Annotated in this window: 11 protein-coding genes; all 11 read left to right on the forward strand. The window is 68.7% G+C overall.

Annotation, left to right across the window (positions count from 1 at the left end; translation table 11 throughout):
* Window positions 1–211: 211 nt before the first annotated feature.
* The 11 genes from ACH4ZA_RS22425 to ACH4ZA_RS22475 all read left to right on the forward strand — a co-directional run bounded on the left by ACH4ZA_RS22425 (window position 212) and on the right by ACH4ZA_RS22475 (window position 25,169).
* The gene (locus ACH4ZA_RS22425; protein ID WP_037672007.1) at window positions 212–406 is read left to right on the forward strand and encodes a ribbon-helix-helix protein, CopG family; all 195 of its coding nucleotides are present in this window, start codon (window positions 212–214) and stop codon (window positions 404–406) included.
* Window positions 403–795: a type II toxin-antitoxin system death-on-curing family toxin gene (locus ACH4ZA_RS22430; protein ID WP_319168848.1), complete on the forward strand. Its 393-nt coding sequence runs from the start codon at window positions 403–405 to the stop codon at window positions 793–795. Before ACH4ZA_RS22425 ends, ACH4ZA_RS22430 begins: the two co-directional genes overlap by 4 nt.
* Before the next feature lie 174 nt (window positions 796–969).
* Window positions 970–1,551, forward strand: a complete 582-nt coding sequence (locus ACH4ZA_RS22435; RefSeq protein WP_398431112.1) for a hypothetical protein — start codon at window positions 970–972, stop codon at window positions 1,549–1,551.
* Window positions 1,552–1,623: 72 nt separating this feature from the next.
* Window positions 1,624–2,238 (forward strand): hypothetical protein, encoded by a 615-nt coding sequence (locus ACH4ZA_RS22440; protein WP_398431113.1) that lies wholly within the window; start codon window positions 1,624–1,626, stop codon window positions 2,236–2,238.
* 507 nt (window positions 2,239–2,745) lie between these two features.
* Entirely contained in the window at window positions 2,746–4,572 is a 1,827-nt protein-coding gene (locus tag ACH4ZA_RS22445; protein WP_398431114.1) for a DUF262 domain-containing protein, read from the forward strand.
* Complete coding sequence (locus ACH4ZA_RS22450; RefSeq protein ID WP_398431116.1) at window positions 4,572–5,612, forward strand: CBS domain-containing protein; 1,041 nt, start codon at window positions 4,572–4,574, stop codon at window positions 5,610–5,612. Before ACH4ZA_RS22445 ends, ACH4ZA_RS22450 begins: the two co-directional genes overlap by 1 nt.
* 162 nt (window positions 5,613–5,774) lie before the next feature.
* Window positions 5,775–7,016: a serine/threonine-protein kinase gene (locus ACH4ZA_RS22455; protein WP_398431118.1), complete on the forward strand. Its 1,242-nt coding sequence runs from the start codon at window positions 5,775–5,777 to the stop codon at window positions 7,014–7,016.
* 129 nt (window positions 7,017–7,145) lie between these two features.
* Window positions 7,146–10,361, forward strand: coding sequence for an SNF2-related protein (locus ACH4ZA_RS22460; protein WP_398431120.1), 3,216 nt, complete (start codon window positions 7,146–7,148; stop codon window positions 10,359–10,361).
* Window positions 10,358–16,000, forward strand: a complete 5,643-nt coding sequence (locus tag ACH4ZA_RS22465; RefSeq protein WP_398431122.1) for a hypothetical protein — start codon at window positions 10,358–10,360, stop codon at window positions 15,998–16,000. Before ACH4ZA_RS22460 ends, ACH4ZA_RS22465 begins: the two co-directional genes overlap by 4 nt.
* Window positions 15,997–22,833, forward strand: coding sequence for a DEAD/DEAH box helicase (locus ACH4ZA_RS22470; protein ID WP_398431124.1), 6,837 nt, complete (start codon window positions 15,997–15,999; stop codon window positions 22,831–22,833). The genes ACH4ZA_RS22465 and ACH4ZA_RS22470 overlap by 4 nt, the downstream gene beginning before the upstream one ends.
* Window positions 22,830–25,169 carry a UvrD-helicase domain-containing protein gene (locus ACH4ZA_RS22475; RefSeq protein WP_398431125.1) on the forward strand — a complete coding sequence of 780 codons (2,340 nt, stop codon included), beginning with the start codon at window positions 22,830–22,832 and terminating at the stop codon, window positions 25,167–25,169. The genes ACH4ZA_RS22470 and ACH4ZA_RS22475 overlap by 4 nt, the downstream gene beginning before the upstream one ends.
* Window positions 25,170–25,222 lie beyond the last annotated feature (53 nt).

Consider the following 25,222-nt stretch of genomic DNA (forward strand, 5'->3'; position numbering starts at 1 on the left):
CGATGACACATCATGTGGAGTGCGTGGCGATTTTGGAGCCCGTCACAAAGGGGGTTTGACCTGCGGTTTTTGACGCTCGGATGACGCTCGAATGGGAAGTCTCTACTGGACCTCCGCGGTAGCGATGCGCACGGCCGCCTGGCCCACGCTCCGCGGAGCCGAGGACGCGGCTCGCCCGCGCCACTTGATACCGGTCAGGTATCATCTCTGTATGGCGATGACACTCCGACTCCCCGACGACCTGGACGCGAAGCTCACCGAGCGTGCTCGTCGGGAGGGCCGTAGCAAGCAGGAGCTTGCCATCGAGGCCATCCGCGACGCCCAGAACCGGGCGGAGCTGAAGGTGGATGACGTTCTGGCCGAGCTCATGGACAGCGATGCGGAGATCCTGGACTACCTGAAGTGACGGACGTTCGCTACATCCAGCTCGACGAGATCCTGGCCATCGCCCGGACGGTCAACGGTACCGAGCACAGCGTGCGTGACATGGGTCTTCTGGTGTCGGCGATCGAGCGACCCCGGACGAACGTGTTCGGAGCCGAGTTGTATCCCACGCTGCACGAGAAGGCTGCGGCACTGCTGCACTCCGTCGCCCGCAATCACGCGCTGATCGACGGCAACAAGCGCACCGCCTGGCTCGCCATGCGTGTCTTCCTGCGGTTCAACGGCGTCAGCGCCAGTACCGTCCCGCCGTCCGTCTCCGTCGCCGGCCCGTTCGTGGAGGAAGTCGCACAGGACAACATCGATGTACCGGCCATCGCCAAGCGCCTCTCGACCTGGTTCCCCGTCTCCTGACCTTCGACGTCGTGCGGTGGAGGACGAAAGGGTGATCTGGGCTCCATACATTCCGTCGGCAGACTGATCCCGTTCTCTTGGGATCTGGCGTGCGGGGGCAGCCGGCGCTCGACGTCGGGTCGGCACAGGTCCTGCAGCCGGCCCTCCACGACCGGGGGGCGAGCAGCATGAAGCGTGAGCGTCCGCATCGCGCGTGATCGTTTGACCGATGTCCATCGAGGGGCGCTTGGTGCTGCGTTCGTCGTCTCGGTACCGTGGTTCGCGCGAAACGTGCCATGCGAAGGCCTTTCGACGAAAGCGTGCGGCGGCACGACGATGTCCTTCGACCAGAGCTCACACCATGGCCCCCGAACACGGCCTGGTTGGGTCCCGCTGTCTTGCAAACGCGTAGACAGGGTCCGGGACCTGCACGAGTTCCGTGTCCAGGTTGTGGAGCTGGGTACTTCGGCCAACGAGGAGCAGGTCGCCGACATCTTCGTGCGCATCAACTTCGAAGGCGTGAAGCTCAACCAGTCCGACTTCATCCTCACCCTGATGTCAGTGCATTGGGAGAAGGGCCGCCGCCAGCTCGAAGACTTCAGTCGCGGCGCGGTGGTCGCAGGACTCTCCGGTCCGAGCCCTCGGAACGCTTTTCTGGACCCCAGCCCGGACCAACTGCTGCGCGTAGCCGTCGCCTTCCGGCGCGCCCGGCTGCAGCACGTCTATAGCGTCCTACGAGGAAAGGACCTCGAAAGCGGCAAGGTCACCGGTCGATGAACTCCGTCCCGTGATCGGACGGTGGTTCTTCATGGCGCAACCGGTCGGTACTCCAACTCGCCGGATTCGCAGATGGAGTTCGACCTGGGACGGATCGGCAGTCTGCCGCCAGGTGAAGGCCGAGCCTTCACCGCGGAACTCGACCGGATCATCGCAGCGAACTTCACCGGCGACTACTGGGACATCTCCTTGCCGAACCGGTTGGACACATCCTCGTCGCGTTCACCGGTGCTGTTCGCCTACCAGGCGGCGCTCAACATCCTCGATGCCGCGATGCTCTTCGGTGACCAACGAATCCGTGATCTGCTGTTGGACCCCTCAGTCCAACCCGCCAAGTCTGTCGACCGCGACAACCTGTTCCACCGCAAGGCGCTCGCCGCGCTGGGTATCACCGACCGGCGCCAAGTCAACGCCATCGCCAACATGGCCTACGTGACGTGGCCGGCAGACGGGCCGTCGAACACCGACGCACCACATGACTACTGGCCGAGAATCACGGACGGTATGGACCCGCGGGTGCTCGAGCGGCAGGTACGGTGGCACGCGCTCCCGGTCGGCTGGGAACAGCTCGACTATTTCACCTTCCTGGAGCGGCGGCGCCAGCTGATCGCGAAGGTCGTGCCTGTCGGACAGCGGCTGGTGAATGGTCATCCGCAGCGCAGGGGTGAGCTCGTCACCCGACACTGACCAGATCACGTTCCGCTCGCCGCGGCCGAGGAACCCGCCGGCGAGCACCGCCCGCCCGGGACGGTCCAGATCGGTGACGGACGGCTCCTGTATACGTCCGCGGTCAGCGAGCTCGGCCGGCACGTTCATCCCTGTACCGGGTGCCGTGAGCCCGGACGGAACATCCACGATCAAGGGCGGTCAGGTTCGGGATCTGCCCGCCGCGCACTCGGCCCAGACCGCCTTGTCGGGGCCGAGGCGATCGCCTCCGGTCCCGTCCGGGCCGGAAGCCTTGCAACTCCGGCACAGCGGGGTGAGTATCGGTCACCTCGATCCCGGTGCGGGAGGCAAGCTGCATTCCGCGCAGACGAAGCTGCCGTCTCGACGCATCCGGGTGCTGGACCCCCACGACGGCGGCTACAGTCCGTCTCTACTTATATGACGTAACGTCAAGTAGTCGTTGACGGCGCAAGTTTCCCTTGATGCAATGCCTTGTCAGCGAAGACGCGAGGGTGGGGAACGGGGCACGTGGCAGGGCTGGACAGCGCAAATCTCAAGACGCTTCTGGGTGACGTCGCCTCGGGAAGGCTTCAACTCCCCGACTTCCAGAGGGATTGGAAGTGGGACGACGACCGGATCAGGGCCATCATCGCGACCGTGACGCTCGACTACCCCCTGGGTGTCACGATGACGCTGGAGACCGGTGGCGCCTCCCGCTTCCGCACCAGGCCGCTCACGGGTGCGGAGTCGGTCGCCGAGAGGGATCCCAGTCTGCTGCTGCTGGACGGCCAGCAGCGTCTGACGTCGCTATTCCAAGCTCTGTACGTGGCCGATGCGCCCGTCCGAACCGTGGATACACGGGGGAAGTCGGTCCGCCGCTGGTACTACGTCGACATAGCGAAGGCGACCGGTTCACCGTCCGACCGTGACGAGGCGATCGTCTCCGTGCCGGAGGACCGCATCCTGCGCAGGGACTTCGGGCGCAAGGTCGTGCACGACCTCAGCGACACCGCGGGTGAATGCGCTGCGGGGCTGTTTCCCCTGCGGATCGTCTTCGACACCCAGAGGGTCAATGCATGGCGTCGCGAGTACGAGAGGGCGGACGAGGCGCAGAACTTCGATCTGTGGATCAAGTTCGAGGACCAGGTGCTGCACCCCGTCAGGTCCTTCCAGGTGCCGATGATCAATCTGTCCTCGTCGACGTCCATGGACGCCGTCTGCGCTGTCTTCGAACGGGTCAACACCGGAGGCGTCCCGCTCAACGTCTTCGAATTGCTGACCGCCACCTATGCCGGGGATCGTGAGTACACGAGTCGTACGGGCGACTACTACGACCTGCCCTCCGTATGGCGTTCGATCAAGGAGCATGTGGCGGAGCGGTACCCCGTGCTCGGCCGCCTGGAGGTGGACCTCGACGACGGTCTGACCAACAGCGACTTTCTTCAGGCAGTGGCCCTGGTGCGGACGTGGAACCGCAAGCTGCTCGATTCCACGGTGGGGGTCTCCTGCAAGCGGCGCGATCTACTGGAGCTCCCACTGGAGGACTTCCAGGAGCTCGCCCCCCGTCTTCGAGACGCTTTCGCATGGGTCGGGGAGTTTCTCTTCACACAGTGCATCGTCCAGGTCGCGGACCTGCCGTACCGGACGCAGGTGGTGCCACTGGCAGCGGTCCGGGCGATCCTCGGTGCGGATCTGGATACCCCGGAGGCAACTCAGAAGGTCACACAGTGGTACTGGTGTGGAGTCCTTGGTGAGATGTACGGCGGCTCGACCGAGACCCGTTTCACCCGTGACGTGGAGCAACTGATCGCGTGGATCCGCGACGACGGCGAAGCCCCCGACACGATCACCGACTCCCTCTTCGACCCCCAGCGCCTGTTCACCCTCAAGACCCGCAACAGCGCCGCATACAAGGGCATCATCGCGCTCCTGATCCGCCAGGGCGCTGTGGACTGGCACTACACAGAGAGCCCGATGGCCCCGGGCCGGCTGGTGGAGTACGGCGTCGACGTGCACCAGATCTTCCCGAAGAACTGGGTGCGCCGGAATCTCGACGAGCGCTGCCCGGCCGGCTCCATCATCAACAAAACGCCGTTGTCGCTCCGGGCGGCCCAGGCCCTCAGCGGTGCCCCGGCTGCGTACCTGGAGCCCCTCGCGGCGGCGGCCGACATGCGCTCCGAGTGGTTCGACGACGTGATCTCGACCCATCTCATCGATGCCAAGGCGCTGCGGGCCAACGACTACGTCGCGTTCTTCGAGGCGCGCGCCTCTGCGCTGGAGGACCTGGTCTTCCAGGCCATGGGCAAACGCACCACGGTCGTTCGCGGCACTGCTGACGAAGAGGGGGAGCGCTGATGAAGAAGCCGACGACGGCAGAGCTGATCGCCCTCAAGGGGGCGGAACTCGCGCTGTCCGAGCTGCTGGCCCTGTACGAAGTGCGGGTGCGGCAGACCGGCATCATCCGGGAGATGAACGAGTCACTGGCAGCTGCCGGACTGACGACGCTTCCCGACTTCTCCACCTGTCCGACCCTCGCCCGGGTGCGGCTCGTGCCGGTCGCGGCCACCACGACTGTGGCACCCGAGGAAGATCCCGCCGTGCCGGCCGATCCGCTGCCGCCGGGAGCGCTGCCGCAGCGCCTGCTGCTGGGGGAGCTGCCCTCGGCCGTGGTCGGCCTCAAGTGCGTCCCCCCTGGTGCCGAGCTGAGCCAGGCCACCTATCTCATGCGCTACGAGGGCTACAACCAGATCCCCGTGGTCAGCAACATGACCGAGCTCCACGGAGTGGTCACCTGGAAGTCGATCGCCCTCATGTACGAGAACGGCTGGGCGACGACTCTGGAGAACGCCATGCAGCGGGAGTCCCTGCCGGTGTTCGACAGCAGGGAGGACCTGTTCAGCTGCCTGCCCATGCTCGTGGATCACGGTTACGTGCTGGTACGGGGACAGGACGGCCGAATATCCGGCATCGTCACGTACCAGGAGATCGTCCGCCGCTTCCAGAACACCGCCCGGCCGTTCTTCCTTCTCGGTGAGATCGAGTCGCTGCTCCGCCGCTGGCTGGGCGCCCGTCTGGACGCGGAAGCGGTCATCGCCGTGCAGGCGACCAACCGTAGGCCGGAGCAGCGCACCGGCAAGGTGGAGGACCTGATGTTCGGCGACTACGTCATGCTCCTGGACGGCACCCAGAGAAGGACCGCACTGGCTCAGCGTGCCGACGCCAACTGGGTCGCGCTGGGCCGCCCGGCACTGGACCGCGGCCAGTTCGTCCACCATCTCCAGCGCGTGCAGGCCATCAGGAACAGGATCGCTCACTTCGACGACGATCCGCTGCCGCGGGAGGACATGAGGGACCTGACCTCGTTCGCCCGGCAGCTTCGGGACTGCGTACGGTGAGCAGTGGTCCGAAAGCGGGCGCCGTTCCTGGTCGGCTCCGCGTTCGCCGATGTCAGAGGCCGCGAACCCGATGACGGCACTCCGGCCACAGCGATAGGGTGAACCTTCGGTGAAAGTGTGACGTGCCGGGACAGGTGGGCACGAGAGGGTGACGCGGCAGAGATGACTGAGGTGCCCGCGCAGATCGGCCGGTACACGGTGGAGCGCGAGCTGGGCGCGGGGGGCATGGGACAGGTCTATCTGGCCTACTCACCCGGTGGCGACCCGGTCGCGGTGAAGGTGATCAGGAACGACAGACTCGATCAGGCGACCCGGGCGCGGTTCGAGAGGGAGGCGCTGATCGCCCGGACGGTCATCGGAACCAACCGCGTGGCCCGGTTCCTCGACGCCGATCCTTACGCCGACGAGCCGTGGATGGCCGTCGAGTACGTGCCCGGGCTGACCGTCCACGAGCAGGTGGAGAGGGCAGGAACCCTCCCGGTGCCGCTGGTCGCCAGCCTCGGCGCGCTGCTCGCGGAGGGACTGGCGGCGGTGCACGCCGTCGATCTGCTGCACCGCGACCTCAAGCCGCAGAACGTGATGCTCGGCGAGTACGGCCCGATCCTGATCGACTTCGGGCTGGGTGCGTTCCTGGACGCGGGCAAGGACACCCTCACGCACGACGGCATGATCATCGGCACGGTCCGCTGCATGCCGCCGGAGCAGGCATTCGGTCGCTCCCGGGTGAAGGAACCGGCTGACGTCTACGGTCTGGGCACGGTTCTGCTGTACGCGGCGACCGGCCACTACCCGTACGACGGAGGCGGCTGGCCGGCGATCGTCGCTCAGGTCACCGACGAGACCCAGCCGCCGGACCTCGCAGGGCTGCCCAAGGCGCTCGTCCCGTTGGTCATGGCGATGCTCGCCCACGCTCCGGAGGACCGGCCCGTGCTCGCGGAGGTCACGGACCTGTGTGTCGCGCTGATGAAGGACGCGGGGTTCACCCCTGTCGAGGCACGTTACGCACTGATCGACGTAGCGGCTCCCTTCGGCGGAGGGGACGGTCGCACCGGTCCCTCACCATCGGTGTGGGAGCGCATCGCGGTCCAGTACGGCGATGCGCCCGACGTGCACACCCAGGTCGTGGACGAGGACGGCGTCGACAGCCCGCTGGACCGCCCTGCCCGCCCCGACGCGGCCGAGGACGGGGCGGAACCCGAGCCCTCCGGTGCGGCAGGGGGGGACGTGACCCACACCGGCTCCGCGGTCGTACCCTCCGACGACGGTCCGGATCGCGGGGACGCCGCCTCCAGTCCTACCGAGCGGACGCCCGTCGATCCGCCCCGCAGGCCCGGCCGGAAACCGGCGTCGCAGAAGGTGGCTGAGGAACTGAGAGCCCGGTACGCGATGCAACCGGCCTTGTGAGATGCGGTGTGCGGGCAGGGCGCTTCGCAGGAGTGCCGAGGCGGCGCGTCAGCGCCGGCGGCGGGGCGAGAACACCGGAAAGCGGCAGTGGGAAACGGTATGCGGGACGACGAGGGAACGGAGCAGTTCGTGAGTGGTGCGGGGGCGGGCGACGGTACGACGGTGGCGGGCCAGGGGACTTTCGATTCGGTGGACGGTTCGACGGTCCGTGAGCAGACCGCACCGGACGCCCGGTCCGCGGCCGGGCCGCGCTCGCGCCGTCCCAGGTTCGCCCCCGGTTCCCAGGTCGTGGTGCGCAACGAGCAGTGGCTGGTCAAAAAGGTCGCCGACACCAGGTACGACGGCTGGATGGTCGAGGTCACCGGCGTCTCTTCCCTGGTGCGCGGCATGGACGCCGTCTTCTACGAGAAGCTCGACCACATCGAGCCGATTGACCCCGACAAGACCCGTCTGGTGCCCGACGCCTCGCCGAATCACCGCAAGGCGCGCCTCTATCTGGAGGCCGTCATCCGCAAGACCGCGCTGCCGCAGACCGAGCACGGGCTCGCGCTGATCGGCAACTTCCTCATGGACCAGCAGACGCATCAGCTCCGTCCCGCCGAGCTGGCCCTGTCGAAGGACAACCCTCAGCCGCGCGTGCTCATCGCGGACGTGGTGGGTCTCGGCAAGACCCTGGAGATCGGCGTCCTCCTCGCCGAGCTGATCCGCCGGGGCCGGGGCGAACGCATCCTCGTGGTCACCCCGGCGCACGTGCTGGAGCAGTTCCAGCGCGAACTGTGGACCCGTTTCTCCATCCCGCTCGTCCGCCTCGACTCCACCGGCATCCAGCGCATCCAGCAGGACATCCCGGCCGGCCGGAACCCGTTCGCCTACTTCAAGCGGGCGATCATCTCCGTGGACACCCTCAAGAGCGACGTCTACGCCCACCACCTGGAGAACACCGAGTGGGACGCCGTCGTCATCGACGAATCGCACAACCTGGTCAACCGGAACACGAAGAACAACGGCCTGGCCCGCCTCCTCGCCCGCCGCAGCGACGCCTTCGTGCTGGCCTCCGCCACCCCGCACAACGGGGACGCCGAGTCCTTCGCCGAGCTGATCGGCATGCTGGACGACGCGGCGATCGCCGATCCGTCGTCCTACGACGTGAAGGATCTGGGGCACCTCTACATCCGCCGCACCAAGACGGACCGGGAGGTCCGCGACTCCCTCAAGGGCGAATGGGCGGACCGCGGTCCGTCGAAGCCGGTCTTCGCCAAGGCGACCGAGAAGGAGGATGCGGTCCTGGCGGAGCTCGCCGCACGCTGGATCCCGCGCGACCCGGCGGCCTCCTCCGTGTGCGTGGACTCGATGGTCGCCTACAACCTGCTGAAGGCGTTCCTCTCCTCCCACCGCGCCTTCCAGGTCTCCGTCGCCGCCCGTACCAAGACCCTCGAGAAGCCCCTGAAGGGCCGTAAGGGCCAGGACCCGGCCCAGCTGGAGGCGGCGCGCCAGATCGAGCGGAAGGCGATCGTCGACCTCGGCCGCCTCGCCGACGACCTCGGCGACGACGACTCGTCGAAGCTCGAAGCCCTGGTCGAGGTCCTGAAGGAGATCGGTGTCGGTCCCGGTTCGGACACCCGTGTCGTGGTCTTCTCCGAGCGCATTCCCACCCTGAAGTGGCTGGCCGAGACCGTCCCGGCCCGACTCGGATTCCTGCGGGTGAAGCAGCTGGACCAGGGCGAGAAGGAGTCCAAGCCCTGGAAGGCGTACGGCGGGGTCGTCGAGGTCATGCACGGCGACGCCACCGGCGAGCAGGAGCAGCAGCGCATCGTCGAGGAGTTCGGCCTGGCCACGAAGCCCGTCCGGCTCCTGTTCACCGGCGACGTGGCCTCCGAGGGCGTCAACCTGCACCAGCAGTGCCACGAGCTGATCCACTACGACCTTCCCTGGTCGCTGATCCGGATCGAGCAGCGCAACGGCCGCATCGACCGCTACGGGCAGAAGAAGAACCCCCGGTTCCGGGCCCTGGTGCTCACCAGCGACGTGGAGTGGCGCACCGACGACGCGACCGGTGAGCCCCTGCCGCTCGACGACCGCCTCGTCGGCGCGAAACTGCTCGCCCGCGAGGAGGAGGCCCACCGCATCGAGGGCACCGCGGAGGCGGTCACCGGGATCTACAAGGCGAAGGAGGAGGAGGACCGGCTCACCCGCGACCTCATCGCCGGACGCACCGTCGAGGAGTCCATCGAGCAGTCGTCGTCGACGGCGGGCGGTGGGGCGAAGGCCATGCTGGCCAGGGCAATGGGCAACGTCGGAGCGAAGAAGCCGACGGACGACGTGCCGCGCGCCACCGTGCCCGGCCTGTTCGGCACGGTCGGCAGTGCCACCGCCACCTCCGACTACTTCGACGAGGCCCTGCGCCAGGTCTGCCACCCGAGCAGCCCCGAGAACGCCCTCAAGCTCCGGCGCGAAGGTGACGGCACCCTGGCCTTCCAGCCGCCGCCGGACCTTCTCCACCGTCTGAAGGCCCTGCCCAAGTCCTATCTGACCGAGCAGGAGATCCTCCCCACGGCGAACAAGGAGGGGCGCATCCGCCTCACCTTCGACAAGGGTCTCGCCGCCAAGCGCCTGAAAGTGGCCCGCGAGGAGTCCGACAGCCAGTGGCCGAACGTCAGTTACGTCTCCGACGTGCACCCCGTCCTGGACTGGGTCACCGACAAGGCGCTCGCCGCGCTCCGTCACGACGAGGCGTTCGTGCTCGCCTTCGACCCGGACCGTGACAAGGCGGCGGACATCGATCCGGGGCTGCCCGCCGCGCTCGACGGCCCGGTCTACCTCCTCCAGGGCATCTACTCGAACAAGGCCGGACGTCCCACCGTCGTCGAGTGGATGGCCGTCACCGGCCTGCCCGACGCCCCGCGCACCCACCGTATGGACGACGCCTTCCTCGCCGCCTGCCGGGTCGGCCCGAGCATGCCGGGGCGTGCCGCTCCGGTGAACAAGGACGCGCTCCAGCGCTGGGTGCCGGCTGCGGTCGCCGAGGCGCGGCGCTTCCTGGAGGTGCGTGAGGCTGCCTACGCGCAGCAGATCGAGGCCGTGCTCGCGCCGTTCGAGAAGCGCGTCACCGAGTGGAAGCAGGCCGCGCTGTTCACCGCGGAGGCCCGCCGTTCCCAGAAGAAGAAGAACGACGTGAACCTCACGGCCGACCGGCGCCGGACGCTGATCCGCTCCCTGCGCACCTCGGGCGCCCCGCTGCTGCGGCTCCTCGCCGTCCTCGAACCGCTGGCCGCCACCCCCGCACCGCACACTGACGAGCCCGCCGCGACCGACCTGCCCGACGCCGGAGAGACGAGCGCCCGATGAGCACCGACTTCGACTCCTTCTCCAACCGCGGCGAGTACCTGTCCGCCCACTATTTCGCCGAGCAGCTCGCCGACGGCCTGAAGAAGGGCGTGTTCGCGGCCTGGACGGACCGCGAGTCCGACGAGAACGACAAGCGCCCCACACCGCGCGTCGCCCTGCGCGGTCTGCGCTCCGTCTACCTCGACGAGAAGTTCCGAGGGTTCTTCGCCGAGCAGGCCAAGGCGGACGCGGAGGACGACGAGCACCCCGACAAGGAGGGCTTCGAGGAGCGCCTCAACACCTATGAGGACGAGGAGTGGTGCGGGCGCGTCGCCGAGTGGCACCGCAGGGTGCTCACCGTCCTCGGCTACCAGGGGATCGACGCCGAGACCGATGGCCCCCGTGAACTGACCGTCCACCGCGCCGGACGCGACCACACGGTCAAGGTCGCCTGGCACGGAGACGGCATCGTCGCCGTCGACTGCGGCTGGTCCGCGAGCAACGACACCGCCCTGGACGCCGACGGCTACGGCCGTCTGCTCCACCCCCTGCGGACGGTGGGCAACGGCGAGACCTACGAGTCGGGTCATGCGCTCGCCACCTGGCTTTTCCAGAGCGAACTGGGCGGTGAGGGCGGTAGCACCCCGCGCTTCGTCCTGCTGCTCTGCGGCGGTGTGATCGTTCTCGCCGACCGGCAGGCTTGGGGCGAGGGCCGCTATCTCGCCGCCAATCTCGACGCCGCGCTGGAACGCTACGACCGCCGCCAGACCGGCGAACTGGCCACCATCGCCGGTCTGTTCAGCCATGACGCGCTCGCCCCGGCCGAGGACGGCAAGGGCCCTGCCATCGACGCCCTGGTGAAGGCGTCCCGGGACAACGCGGTCGGGGTCTCCGGTGAACTGCGCCAGGGACTGCAGAAGTCCGTCGAGATCATCGCCAACGAGGTCTTGGCCCGGCTGGACGAGGCTGGCCTCGAACCTCGCGACCTCGAAAAGCCAGGGGAGCCCTTCGCCCGGCAGCTCACCCGCGAGGCGCTGCGCTACCTCTACCGCATCCTGTTCCTCCTGTACGCGGAGGCCCGCCCCGAACTGGGCATCCTCCCGGCCGACGACGGCACGTACGAGGCCGGCTACTCGGTGGCCCGCCTGCGCGAGATCGTCGAGCGGGACGCGCAGCTCACGGACGAGACCGCCCGCAACGGCACCCACCTGCACGACTCCCTCGACCTCCTCTTCAACAAGGTCAACTACGGGCACCGCGAGTACGGCACCGAACCGTGGGACGAGCTGGACGGCGACGACGCCGAGACCCGGAAGAAGAAGGCCAAGCAGCGCAGCGAGGGGCGCGGCCTGCGCTTCGAACCGCTGCGGAGTGAACTCTTCGAACCGGCGGCGGTACGGCTAATCGGCCGCGGCACCCGCGACCCGCGCCACGACGAGGACAGCCCCGACGGCCCGGTCTGGCTCGACCTGTGCCTGCGCAACAGCGCCCTGCACGAGGTGCTGCGCCTGCTCACCATGAAGAAGGCCAAGCGGCGCGGCGAGCGCGGCGGCTTCATCTCGTACCGCAACCTCGGCATCAACCAGCTCGGCGCGGTCTACGAGGGCCTGATGTCGTACACCGGCATTATCGCCGAGGAGAAGCTGTGCGAGGTCGCCAAGGGCGGTGACCCGGAGAAGGGTTCCTGGCTCGTCCCCGCGTATCGGCTCAAGGAGTACGACGAGAAGACCTGGGTCCTGCACGACGAGCGGGACCGCGAGGAGAAGGGCCTGCGTGGGCCGAAGGAGTACGAGGCGGGGACGTTCGTCTACCGCCTCGCCGGCCGTGACCGGGAGACCTCCGCCTCCTACTACACCCCCGAGTCCCTGACGAAGGTCACCGTCGAACTGGCCCTGAAGCACCGCCTGGACCAGGAGAAGGACGAGGCCGGGAACGTCATCAAGACGCGTGCCTCCGAACTGCTGAAGTACCGCATCTGCGAGCCGGCGCTCGGTTCCGGGGCGTTCCTCAACGAGGCGATCAACCAGGTCGCCGAGGAGTATCTGCGGCGGCGGCAGGACGAGTTGGGCCGCTCGATCCCGACCGCGCAGGCGTTGACGGAGAAGCAGAAGGTCAAGGCGTACATCGCGCTGCACAACGCGTACGGCGTGGACCTGAACCGGACGGGCGTCGAGCTGGCGGAAGTCTCGCTGTGGCTCAACACCATGCATCCGGGGATGCGGGCGCCGTGGTTCGGGCTGCACCTGCGGCGCGGCAACTCGCTGATCGGCGGGCGGCGGGCGGTGTACGCGGCGGGGGATGTCTCGCCGCACAAGGGCAAGCCACGCTGGCTGATGGACAAGGACACCCTCGCGCCCACCCGGCTGCCGTTCCGCGACAACGAGGCAGGCGGCCAGGAACTGCCGCTGCCGGACGGTGCGGTGCACCAGTTCCTGCTGCCGACGCCGGGCTGGGCGGCGGTGACACGGGCGGGCGGTGACGCGAAGAAGCTGCTCGGGCAGCTGGCCGGAGATGGCGTCGAGCAGCTGAAGGACTGGAAGAAGGGCGTCCTCCAGAAGCCGGAGCGCAAGTACACGCAGGCCGGTACGCCGAGGATCGACCGGAAGGCCGGGGACGAGGCCGCCTCCCAGTACACGCGGCTGCGGGACGCGGCGCGGCGCGCGGAGTTCCTGTGGAAGCTCGTCGTCAAGCGGATGGAACTGTCGGAGCGGGAGATCGCCCGCAGCATCGACGTATGGAAAGCCGACCCGAAAGACGAGGAGTTCGCGTTCCTGCGCCGGGCCGAGAACGGTGCCGGTGCGACACGGCTGTCGAAGGAGAAGGTCTTCGCGGATCTCTTCAACGCTGTGGACACGCCGTACTGGCGGCTGAAGCAGGTCATGGACGCCTGGTGCGCGCTGTGGTTCTGGCCGGTGGACAAGGTCGGTCTGCTGGACGGTACGGATGGGGAGTACGCGGCGGAGTCGGTTGACGTCGAGGAGCTGCTGGGCGGGTTCGGGGAGCCGGAGACGCCCCAGGTGGCCCCGGAGGAGGCGCGGCCGAGCAGCGAACCTGCGCCTGCGCCTGCGGCGAGCGGGCCCGTGCCCCGGTTCGCTCAGGCGGGGCTGCTCTTTCAGATGGCTGGTGATCAGCCTTCCCTGGACGACGCGGACATGGAGGCGGAGGGCGAGTTTTTCTATGAGGTGCAGAAGGCCAGGGGCGTACCGAAGCAGCGCAAGAATCCGACGGGCCCCGCTCCGACGCGCCGCCGTCCTGTCATCCCGCTCAAGGACCTGAACGACTGGCTGGACTTCCTGGAGTCCATGCTCGGGGTGGGCCCGGTCCCTGAGGGCAGTATCGGATCCGACCTCGACACCCTCAAGGACTTGGGGGAGTACGAGAAGCTGCTCCTGGACGAGATGTGGATGGACCGCACGGACCCGGAGGCGCGCTACCCCTGGATGGGGGTCGTGAGGGAGATCGCCGATGAACAGGGTTTTCTGCACTGGGAGTTGGACTTTGCGCTCGCCTTTGCGGAGGGTGGTGGGTTCGACCTTCAAGTGGGGAATCCGCCGTGGGTACGGCCGGAGTGGAAGGAGAACTCCGTCATCGCGGAGTTCGAGCCGTGGTTCATGCTGACGGAGAAGCCTCCGGCGGCCCAAAAGCAACGGCTGCGCACGGCTGAATTGGCCAAGGCGGAGGTGGCGACGTACGCGCTGGGCGAGGTTACTGCGACGGTGACGCTGGCCGATTATCTGGCGGCGCCGCAGGTGTATCCGCTGATCTCGGGCAGTCAGCCGGATCTGTACCGCGCGTTCATGTGCCAGGTCTGGGATCATACGGTGGCGTTCGGCAGCGCGGGGTTGGTCCACCCCGATACCCACTTCAATGGGGACAAGGAGGCTGCGCTCCGTGAGGCCGCCTACCGCAGGCTGCGGATGCATGGTGACTTTGTCAACGCGGGCAACCGGTTCTTCCCGCCACCCGTCGGCCGGTCCAGTCACTTCGGCGTCCACATCTACGGCACCCGCGGAGAGATCGACTTCCAGCACTTGTCCTGGCTCTTCTCCGTCGAGGCGTTCCAGCTGTCCGCGGCGCATGACGGCCAGGGGGACGCTCCGGGCGTGAAGTTCGACGGGGACTGGGACGAGCGATCGCACAGCAAGCGGGTCGTCCAGGTGACCACGGACACCCTCGCGCGCTGGCAGAAGCTCTCCGGGGAACAGGATGTCCCGGTGGAACGAGCACGTCTCCTCACGCCGGTGAGTACGGCTGAAGACCCGGCCATCAACGCGCTTGCGGCGTATCCGCTGCGGCTTGGTGCGCTGTCCCCGCAGATCAGCGCTGGCTTCCACGAGAGCGGGGCGAAGAAATCCATTTACGGCCCCGATGAGGACATGCCCCTGATCGACTACAACAAGGACCTCGCGGACAGAGAGGACTTCCAGGCGGACAACTGGGCGGACGTCATCCTCAAGGGCCCGCAGATCGGCGTCGCCAACCCGTTCTTCAAGCAGCCCAGTCAGGGCGGTGGCGAGGTACGCGGTCTCAATCACCTGGAATTGCCGTCGGACGCGGTGCCAGAGTCGGAGTATCGACGGATCGTGGATGAGGCGGCGTATCAGGCTGAGCAGGACCCGTGGCTGGACCATGCGGAACTGGAGCGGCTGCGGGGTTCGGATGTGGAGATCCGTGCAGCCAAGGAGACCCTGGCCGAGAAGATGGAGTGTCTGCCGCGGGAGGTTCCATATGAACTGGTGGACAAGGTGTTCGTGACGCGGGCGACGAAGCCGTACACGGAGTTCTACCGCTTGGCGTGGCGAAACCAGATTGCGCCGGACACTGAGCGTGCGCTCTACGTGTCGCTACTCCCTCCTAAGCCCAGTCATGTAGGCGGTTTGCGGAGTGCTATTGCGGCGAACAACGTCGGAACCGCGCTTGTCAGCGGCATGTGGTCCTCACTTCCGCTGGACTATTTCCTGCGCACCACCAACGTTTCGCATCTGCACGAAACCCGTTCGAAGTCGCTGCCGGCACCACAGAGCGACCACCCCCTAGCCCTCGCCCTCCTCCTCCGCACCCTCCGCCTGAACTGCCTCACCACCGCCTACGCCGACCTCTGGAAGGAACTCCACGACCCCACCTGGGGGGACAAGGAGCCCTGGGCCCGCACGTGGCTCCGGATGTCAACGAAGCTCAACGACACAACCCCCACCTGGCAGCGCGACACCCCCCTCCGCACGGAGTACGCCCGCCGCGCAGCCCTCGTCGAAATCGACGCCCTCGTGGCTGTCTGGCTCGGCATCGACGCCGACACGCTCATCACCATGTACCGGGCCAGGTTCCCGATCATGCAGGACTTCGACAGCGTGACCTGGTTCGATGCCACCGAGCGCAAAATCGCCGGTGACCGGTACACCTACGGCCACGGCCAGGACAAGGACCACTGGAAGCAGTTCGAGAAGTACCAGACCGACCCCGCCTTCCAAGCCCACCAGGCTGACCCCGCCAACAACCCCGCCCCCCAAACCCCCGCCCCCGACGGTTACACCGCCCCCTTCTACAAGGCCAACCGCGAGACCGAGATGCGCGAAGCCCATGCCTACTTCCAGAAGCGGCTGGATGACGCCGTGGCCGCCGGTAAGTGGGACCCGGTCAAGCAGGAGGTGCCGAAGCTGTGAGGCCGACGCTCGAAGCGGAGGGGTTGAAGGAGAGCCTGCTTCAGTACCTCTCCACCACCTACGCGCTGACCGACGAGGGCGCGCGGAAGGCGCTGCACCGGTTTCTCGGCGACGACAACTCCGGCATGTTCCGGGGCCCGTTCCTCCGGCTGCGTACGCCCTTCGTCCAAGCCGACGCGTCGTGGGAGGCGTACCTCGACTGGCGACGCAGAGACGGCTGGACGCCGTACGCGCACCAGGCCGTGGCCTTCGAGCGGCTCTCCTCCGCAGGGGGCCGGACACCCCGGCCGACCCTCGTCACCACCGGCACCGGATCCGGTAAGACGGAGTCCTTCCTCTACCCGGTGCTCGACCACTGCGCCCGCGAGCGGGCGGCCGGGCGCGGCGGTGTCAAGGCCGTGTTCCTGTACCCGATGAACGCCCTCGCCACCGACCAGGCGCAGCGCATCAACGGGCTGCTCACCCAGCAGAAGGAACTCGGCAAGGTCCGGGCCGGTCTCTACATCGGTGAGCGCGCGGCGACCCGGTACAGCCACGTGTACACCGACCGGTACGACATGCAGGTCACGCCGCCGGACATCCTGATCACCAACTACAAGATGCTGGACCTTCTCCTCCAGCGTGCCGACGACGCCGCGATGTGGGCCGGCTCCGACATCCGGTACGTCGTCGTCGACGAGTTCCACACCTACGACGGTGCCCAGGGCACGGACGTGGCGATGCTTCTGCGCCGGCTCGCCTCCGCCGTCGGGGCCTCGGAGAAGGGGCGGCCCCTCGGTCGTATCTGCCCGGTCGCCACCTCGGCGACCCTCGCCTCCGGCACGGACGCCGACGGAGCGCGGCAGTTGCTCGATGTGGCGACCCAGGTGTTCGGCACCGAGTTCACCGCCGACGCCATCGTCGGCGAACAGCGGCTGACCGTCGACGAGTTCGTGCCCAGCGGCGACTTCGATCCGATTCTGCCCGTGCCGACCCCCGACGAGCTGGCCGCCCTGCCCGACCCCACGCTCGGCGAGGAGGAGTTCGCCGCTCTCGCCGAGGTCGTCACCGGCAGCCGGGACGCCGACCCGTTCACGCTCGGCCGGACCCTGAAGCGGCATCCGCTGACCGCCGCCGTGCTGCACGCCCTGGACGGGCAGGTGCGTTCCACGCCCGAGGTCCTCGACCTGATGTGGCGCCGTGGCGCCCAGGCGTGGGGCCGCACCATCACCCTGCGCCCCGAGGTCGCGGCGAAGGCACTCGCCCGGTTCGTCGCGCTGTTGTCGGTGGCGCGTGCCCCGGCGTCCACGCCCGAGGAGCCGCGCCCGTTCGTGCAGGTCGAGGTCCATCAGTGGGCCCGGTCGGTGTCCCGTCTCGTGCGGGGCGTACTGCCGTGGCCCAAGGCCGAGTTCCAGTGGGACGCGGCCGGTGCGCCCGAGACCTCCGAGGAGGCGGCGGCGCGCACCGCGCCCGTCACCACGGCGACCGAGGGGCAGGCGGCGAACCTGTTCCTGCCGGCCGTGTACTGCCGTGACTGCGGGCGTTCCGGGTGGGCGGTCTTCACCCCGGAGTCCGACGATCTGGACGTCGAGGTCGACACGCACAAGATCCGGCGGGCTTCGGTCAGCCAGGACAAGATGCGGGTGCGTAATCTCATCGCCGCCACGGACGGCGAGGCCCGGGAAGGTTCCGGAACCGCACCCATGGAAGGGGCGGGCCGGGCCGCCCAACGCGCCGACGCCAACGCGCTCAGCGTGGCCGGGGCGGGGCAACTCCGCGTCCTGGACGGGCCGAAGCGCAGGCTGCGGCTGCCCGACCCGGTGGCCGACTACGAACCGGAGACCGGCGCCCCCCGGCTCGCCGGTGCCGACTCGGCGTTCGTCCTCGTCTACCTGGGGGAGACCGCGACCACCGCCGCCGAGGAGGACTGGTGCCCGGCCTGCGGCTCGCGCAACACGATCCGCTTCCTCGGTACCGGCGCTGCCGCGCTCGCCGCCGCCTCCGTCACCCAGCTGTTCACCGGCGGGGAACTGGACGAGAAGCAGGGCGAGACGAAGACCCTGATGTTCAACGACTCGGTGCAGGACGCCGCGCACCGCGCCGGGTTCGTCGCCAGTCGCTCGTACACGTTCTCCCTGCGCGCCCTGTTCAAGAGCCACCTCTCCGAGGACGCTCCGACCGCGCTGAACGATTTGATCGCGGACGTGGTCGCCGCGACCACCGACCGCACGACGCTCGCCGCCGTCGTCCCCACCGACCTGCACGACATCAAGGGCGTCAAGAAGCTTCTGTCCGGTCAGGGCCGGGGCGGGGACTACAAGACCTGGCAGTTGATCGGTGAGCGGTTCGCGTTCGAGGCGCTGATGGAGTTCGGGTTCCGCTCCCGCAACGGCCGCACCCTCGAACTCACCCGTACCGCCGCCGCCCAGGTGCGCATAGAAGACCCCGCGGCCGCCGTCGACCTGGTCCGCGCCGCGCACACCGCCCCGTACGGCAAGGGCGGCCAACTGCCCGTCCCCGACGCACTCGACGACGACCGGTACCTCGGGTTCCTCCGTATCTTCCTCGAACGGCTGCGGACCCGCGGGGCCATCGGCCACCGCTGGCTGGACGGCTACCTGAAGGAAGCCGGCACCAGCCGCTACTTCATCTGGGGCAAGCGGCCCGTCGGAATGAGGGCCTTCCCCAAGGGCATCGCCGCGCCCGTCTTCCTGCTGAGCGCGCCGAAGTCGAGAAGCGAGTTCGACTTCGCCACCGGGCGTCTCTCCTGGTACGAGCGGTGGGCGCAGCGCAGCCTCGGCCTGCCCCGCGAGCAGGCCGCCGAGTTCTGGTCCCGGCTGCTGCCCGAACTCGTCACCGCAGGACTGCTCGCCGCACGCACGCCCGAGGACAGCAGCCTCCGGATCTACGGGCTCAAGCCGGGCGCTCTCGACGTCCAGCTCCTGAAGGACGGCGAGGTCAACGAGGCGTACGTCCGCTGCCCGTCCTGTTTCTGGGAGCAGACCGTCCACCCGTCCCTGCTCGGCCAGTGGGACGGCCAGAAGTGTCCCGCCTACCGCTGCCGCAACGGCTATCTCGTCGCCGGGACCCGGCCGGAAGGGCTCGGCCGGCACCAGCGCGACCGCGACTACCGTGAGGACTACTACCGTCGGCTGTACCGCAAGGCCGGCACCTACCAGGTGATCACCGCCGAACACACCGGCATGCTCACCCGCCCGGAGCGTGAGCGGGTCGAGGCGGCGTTCCGGGACGGCAGCGGGTTCAAGGACCCCAACGTGCTGTCCTGCACGCCCACCCTGGAGATGGGCATCGACATCGGTGACCTGTCGGCCGTCGTGCTCGCCGCCCTGCCCCGCCGCGCCGCCAACTACGTCCAGCAGGTCGGGCGCGCGGGACGGCGCACCGGCAACGCCTTCCTCCTCACCATCCCCGACCGCAGTCGCCGGGACCTTTACTACCTCGACCAGCCCCGCGAGATGATCGCCGGGCAGATCGTGCCGCCGGGCAGCTACCTGTCGGCCATCGAGATCCTGCGCAGGCAGTACCTCGCCCACCTCCTCGACCTCGCCGCGCAGGGGCGGCTCAAGCGCGCCGACGGGCGGACGCTCGCCGCGATCCCCCGTGAAGCGCCCGCTCTCTTCGGCCCCACCGGGTACCTCGAAGACCTCGTGGAGGCCGCCGTCGCCGGTGCCGCCGAGCACGTGGAGGCCTTCCTCGGCCTCTTCCCCACCGGCGTCAGCCCGCAGGCTGCCGACGAACTGCGCGCCTATGCCCAGCGCGAGTTGCGCGGCAACGTAGAGGAGGCCGCACGGCAGTGGAAGCGCGGGGAGGAGGAACTGCGGCGCAGGCTCACCTTCATCGACGAGGCCGTCCGCGAACTGCACGAGGACGACGACGAGCAGCGCGTCCGCAAGGCCGAACTAGAGGCGGAGCACCGGGCCGTCGGCCGACGCCTGATGAAACGCGGCAACGTGACCGCCCAGCAGGCCCTCTGCGACCTCGGCCTGCTGCCGAACTACGCCCTCCTCGACGCCGTCACCACGCTCAACGCCACCCTGTACTGGTTCGACGGCCCCGACCCGAAGACCGGGCGGGAACGCTTCGACTCCAAGGTGCGCCCGTACGAGCGGCCCCAGCGCTACGCACTGTCCGAACTCGCCCCCGGCAACACCTTCTACGTCAACGGCTACAAGCATCAGATCACCGGCATCGAGATCGGCAGCTCCACCCGGCCCGACTGGACGCCTTGGCGCTTCTGCCGGGAGTGCGGCTACGTCCGTACCGAGGACGCCGCCGAGGACCGCAGCCCGTGCCCGCGCTGTCACAGCACCGGCATCGCCGACGACGGCTCCTGCCTCCACCACGTGATCGAACCGACCGTCGTCACCTCCCGCGACAAGCGTGACGACGCGCGCATCGGAGACGACAAGGACGATCGCGAGCAGCGCTTCTACACCGTCATCGACGCGGTCGACTTCCCGGCGGAGCACATCCAGGCCAAGGCGTCCTGGCGGCACACCCGCGAGACCTTCGGCGTCGACTACTCCCGCAAGGCGGTCATCCGGAGGATCAACGTCGGTCCGATGCGGTTCGACGCCCGCGCCGAGGAGGAACTGGCCGGACACGACGTCCGGCTGGCGCCCTTCCACGTCTGCACCGCCTGCGGGGCGGCGAGCGCCGACGGCAAGCCCGTCTTCGACCACGACACCGACGCCCTCGACACCTCTGCCGTACGCAACCCCGCCGTCAAGCACCACCAGCCGTGGTGCCCGCTGCGCCGGGGCAAGAGGGGGCCGGACGCGCCGAAGCAGGAACCGGTGCTCCTGGCCCACCAGCTCACCACCGAGGCCCTGCGCGTCCTGCTGCCGGCCGCGACCGTCCTCGTCGACGAGAAGGTCCACTCCTTCCGGGCCGCACTACGGCTCGGCGTCGACCGGCACTTCGGCGGCGACCCCGTCCACCTGGACACGACGCTCGCCACGATGCCCGACGCGGCCACCGGCGAGAGGCGGCACTTCCTCGTCCTGTACGACCGGCTGCCCGGAGGCACCGGCTACCTGGACCGGCTCAAGAAGCCCGACGCCTTCCGCGACACTCTCGCCGACGCCCGACAGATGCTGATGGCGTGCCCTTGCAAGGAAGAGGGGCGGCGCGCCTGCCACCGCTGTCTGCACCGCCACGCGGAGGAGCGGCACCAGGACGTGGTCTCGCGCAAGGACGCGCTGGAGATCATCAACAGTCTGCTCGGTCCCGTCGACGAGGACGGACGTCCGCTCACCGACGACGAGGGAAACCCGGTCAGCCACTGGGCCACCAAAGAGATCCCGACGACTGCGGCGATCGGCCTGGACCGGCAGGTCGAGTCCGATCTGGAGGCCCGTTTCCTCGCCGCCCTGCGCAGCTGGAGCACCGGGCAGGACGACGCCGCTCTGGAGGAGAGCGGCGCGCACAGCGGCCTCCTGCGGTTCGCGGGGGCCACGGCCTGGCGCATGACCGCCCAGCGCGACGAGGAGTTCACCCGGACCGACTTCACCTTCGAGAGGACCGAAGGCACACCCCAGAAGGTGCATGTCTTCCTCGACGGTCACCGCTTCCACGCGACCCGCGCGCACAACCGGATCGCTTCCGACTGCAGGAAGCGGGACGAGCTGCGAGCCGGCGGAGCCCTCGTCTTCCAGGTCACCTGGGACGACCTCGAGCTCTTCGAGAAGGGCGAACGCGCCAAGGCCCGCCCGGTATGGCCGCCCTACCGGCGCACCGGCCAGGACACCGCCAAGGACTGGTACGAGGAGCTGGGCGGCGACCGTGCCGACCTCGCCGACGCCGTCTTCGCCAACCCCGTCGACACGCTCCTCGGCTACCTCCGCGACCCCTCCCGCGCCCGCTGGGGGCGGCGGGCCCAGGCGCTGGTGGGCGGACTCCTCAGCGCGCCCGAGCCGCTGGCCCAGAACGTCAGCCCTGCCCAGGCCCGCGCGACCCTGCGCAGCGCCCTGGGCTCCCTCGCGACAGGCGGGAACCCGGTGGCCGACGTCGATCCCCTCACCGGGAACGGCGAGATCCTCGTCCTGTCCGCCACCGACGAACACGGCCTGCCGCTGCTCTACACCGTCGACCCGTCCGGCGGACCCGACGGCACCGCCGGGGTCGGCTGGGGCGCCCTCGCCGTACTCGACGACCTGGACGCCGACCAGCTCGGGACGGCCGCACACAAACTCCGGTGGCGCTCCTGGCTCTACTGGTCCAACCTCCTCCAGTTCCTCGCCTTCACCGGCGGCGACGGCGTGCAACTCGCCGGCAGCCTGGCAGCCGACTTCGCCGTGGAGGCACTGCGGGTCGGAGGCGGCCCCGGGGAACTGGAGACGCTCATCGCGCGGCTGCACCCCGAGACGGCCACGACGGGCCCGTCGACGGACGGTACAGCGGCCGCGGCGGAGAGTACCGGTCAGGCAGCGGCGCCGGACCGGGCCTCGACCTCCTCCTCGCTGGAACAGGCCGTCGAAGGGCTGCTCCGGGACGCGGCCTGGGACGAGGACATCCTCGAACTTCTCGAAGAGGACGAGCCCGACTCCGACCTCACCCGGCTGGCCAAGGCGCTCGCCGCGCGGGGCAAGAAAGCCCCGGTCTTCGGCTATGAGCTGGGCGATCGCGGATGGCAGGCCGACTTCGCCTGGCCCGGTGCCGCCAAGGTGGCGGTGTTCGTCGACTCCGACGCCCACGACAGCGAGGAACGCAAGAAGCGGGACGACGCCTACACCGGCGACGGCTGGACCGTGCGCACGGCAGCCGACTGGCTCGACCACCTCGACACCATGCTCACCCTGCTCCCGGACACGGAAGGTGCCACCCACCGATGACCGCACGGCTCAGCCTGTACGAGAAGGCCGAACAGGAGCTGTACAAGCTCGACCGCTCGGTCAAGGGCAAGTTCTACGACTTCTGCCACCGCTTCCGGCAGGATCCCGACCACCCGGGGCTCGACCTTCTGCCGCTCAAGGGCGACGGCCGTGTCTACCGCGCCAAGATCGACCAGTCCTACCGCGCCCTCCTCGCCAAGATCGGCATCGACGGTGCCGGCCGCGAGAAGTGGCTGGTCGTCGCCGTCCGCCACCGCAAGCACGTCTACGAAGAACTCTCCGTCGCGATCAACCGCATCACCGGAGAGATCGAGTTCGTCGACCTCTCCGTGGTGGGCCAGAGCGTCCTGCAACGGGCCGGGATGACGCTCACCCCGGCCGAGCAGCCGGAAGCCGCGGACGAGCCGAAGACGTCCGCCCCCGAACCGGCCACCGCCGAACCCTTGGGCGATGGGGTCGCCGTTCCCGAGGTGGAGCCGCTCCTCTCCGGCCTCACCGCCGAAGAGCTCCGTGACCTCGGTGTCGCCGAACAGCTCATCGATCTCGCCCTCGCCGTCACCGAGAGCACTGAACTCGACGCCCTCGTCTCCGGCGCGCCCCTGCTCACCAAGGACATCCTGTACGGCCTCGCCGCCGGCCTGTCCATCGCGGACGTGCGCAAGGAGATCACCGCTCCCGTCGACGTCAAACTTGACGAAGACGAGCGGCAAGACCTGCACGCGGCGCTCGCCCGCACCACGGTCACCACCATCGACGACGCGCTCAAGGACATCATCGAAGAGGGTGACTTCCGCGCCTGGAAGGTGTTCCTCCACCCCGCCCAGGCCAAGCTCGTCGACCGCCGCTACAGCGGCCCGTTCCGGGTGTCCGGCGGCCCCGGCACCGGCAAGACCATCGTCGCACTGCACCGCGTCAAGCACCTCGCCGAACAGCTGCCGGCCGGCCACAACAAGCCGATCCTGCTCACCACCTTCACCAAGAACCTCACCACCGACCTGCGGGCCCGCCTGGCGTCCCTGCTCGAACCCGAGCAGTTGGCCCGCATCGACATCACGCACATCGACCAGCTCGCCGCCCGCGTCCTCAACGAGAACACCGTCGCCGGCGCCGGGAAGCAGCGCATCTACGACAGCGTCGCACTGGGCACTCTCCGCCAGGTCCTTGTGGAACTCGACGAGAAGCGGTGGGACGCGGAGTTCCTCTACGAGGAATGGGAGCAGGTGATCCTCGGTCAGTCCCTCGGCACCCGCAAGGCGTACTTCGACGCGCGGCGAGCCGGACGGGGCCGGTCCGTCAGCCGCCCCGAGCGCGCGCAGATCTGGAAGATCCTGGAGCAGTTCACCACCCGGCTCGACAAGGAAGGGCGCGAGACCTGGGGTCAGGCCGCCGAGCGCGCCGCCCGCTTCGAGATGCAGCGTGCCGCCAAGATCGAGCAACGTCAGGGGTACAAGGACGAGATCGGCGGCAAGGACCTCATCCACCGCGACGACAGCTCCGGCATGTACTACCTGGGCCACCGCTACAAGCACGTCGTCGTCGACGAGGCGCAGGACCTCAGGCCCGCCCACTGGAAGATGCTCCGCGCCATGGTCGCGCCGGGCGAGGACGACATGTTCATCGCCGGCGACACCCACCAGCGCATCTACGACCAGCAGGTCACCCTGGGCACGGTCGGCGTCAACATCCGCGGTCGCGCGGCCCGCCTCACCCTCAGCTACCGCACCACCCGCGAGATCCTGAACCGGGCCATGGAAGTGGTGAACCCCAAGAGCGACCAGATCACGTTCGACGACCTCGACGACGGCACCGACACCCTCGACGGCTACCGCTCGGTTCTGCGTGGTCCGGCCCCCGAACTCGTCCGTTGTGAGAGCTGGGACGACGAACTCGCCCGGCTCGCCACCACTTTGCGGGCCTGGCGCGAGGAACTCGCCACCGGTGGAGCCGACGGCAAGGTCCGCGACCCCCGCGGCAACATCGCGGTCTGCGTCGCCGACCGCGAAGCCGTCAACCAGGTCATGTACCACCTGGCGACCGAGGCCGGGCTGACCGTCGCCGAACTCACCAAAGAGGGCGTCAAGGGAGACGGCGACATCCACGTGGGCACGATGCACCGCTTCAAGGGCCTCGAATATCAGAGGCTCGCCATCGTCGGTGCCCGCGACGGAGTCATCCCCCGCGCGTCCGTCGTCCAGCGCTACCGCGACACGGACCCCCGGCGCCTCGCCCGGGAGGAACTGAAGGCCCGGTCACTGCTGTTCGTCGCGGCCACCCGCGCCCGCGACACCCTGCGGATCAGCTGGTACGGGAAGCCGAGCCCGTACTTGCCCAAGTAAGGGTGGTGCGTGTGAGCCCTGCCACCCCCAGAAAGGCGGCAGGGCTCACGCTT

Origin of the sequence: Streptomyces sp. NPDC020597, from assembly GCF_044335095.1 — a bacterium.
Classification (GTDB): domain Bacteria; phylum Actinomycetota; class Actinomycetes; order Streptomycetales; family Streptomycetaceae; genus Streptomyces.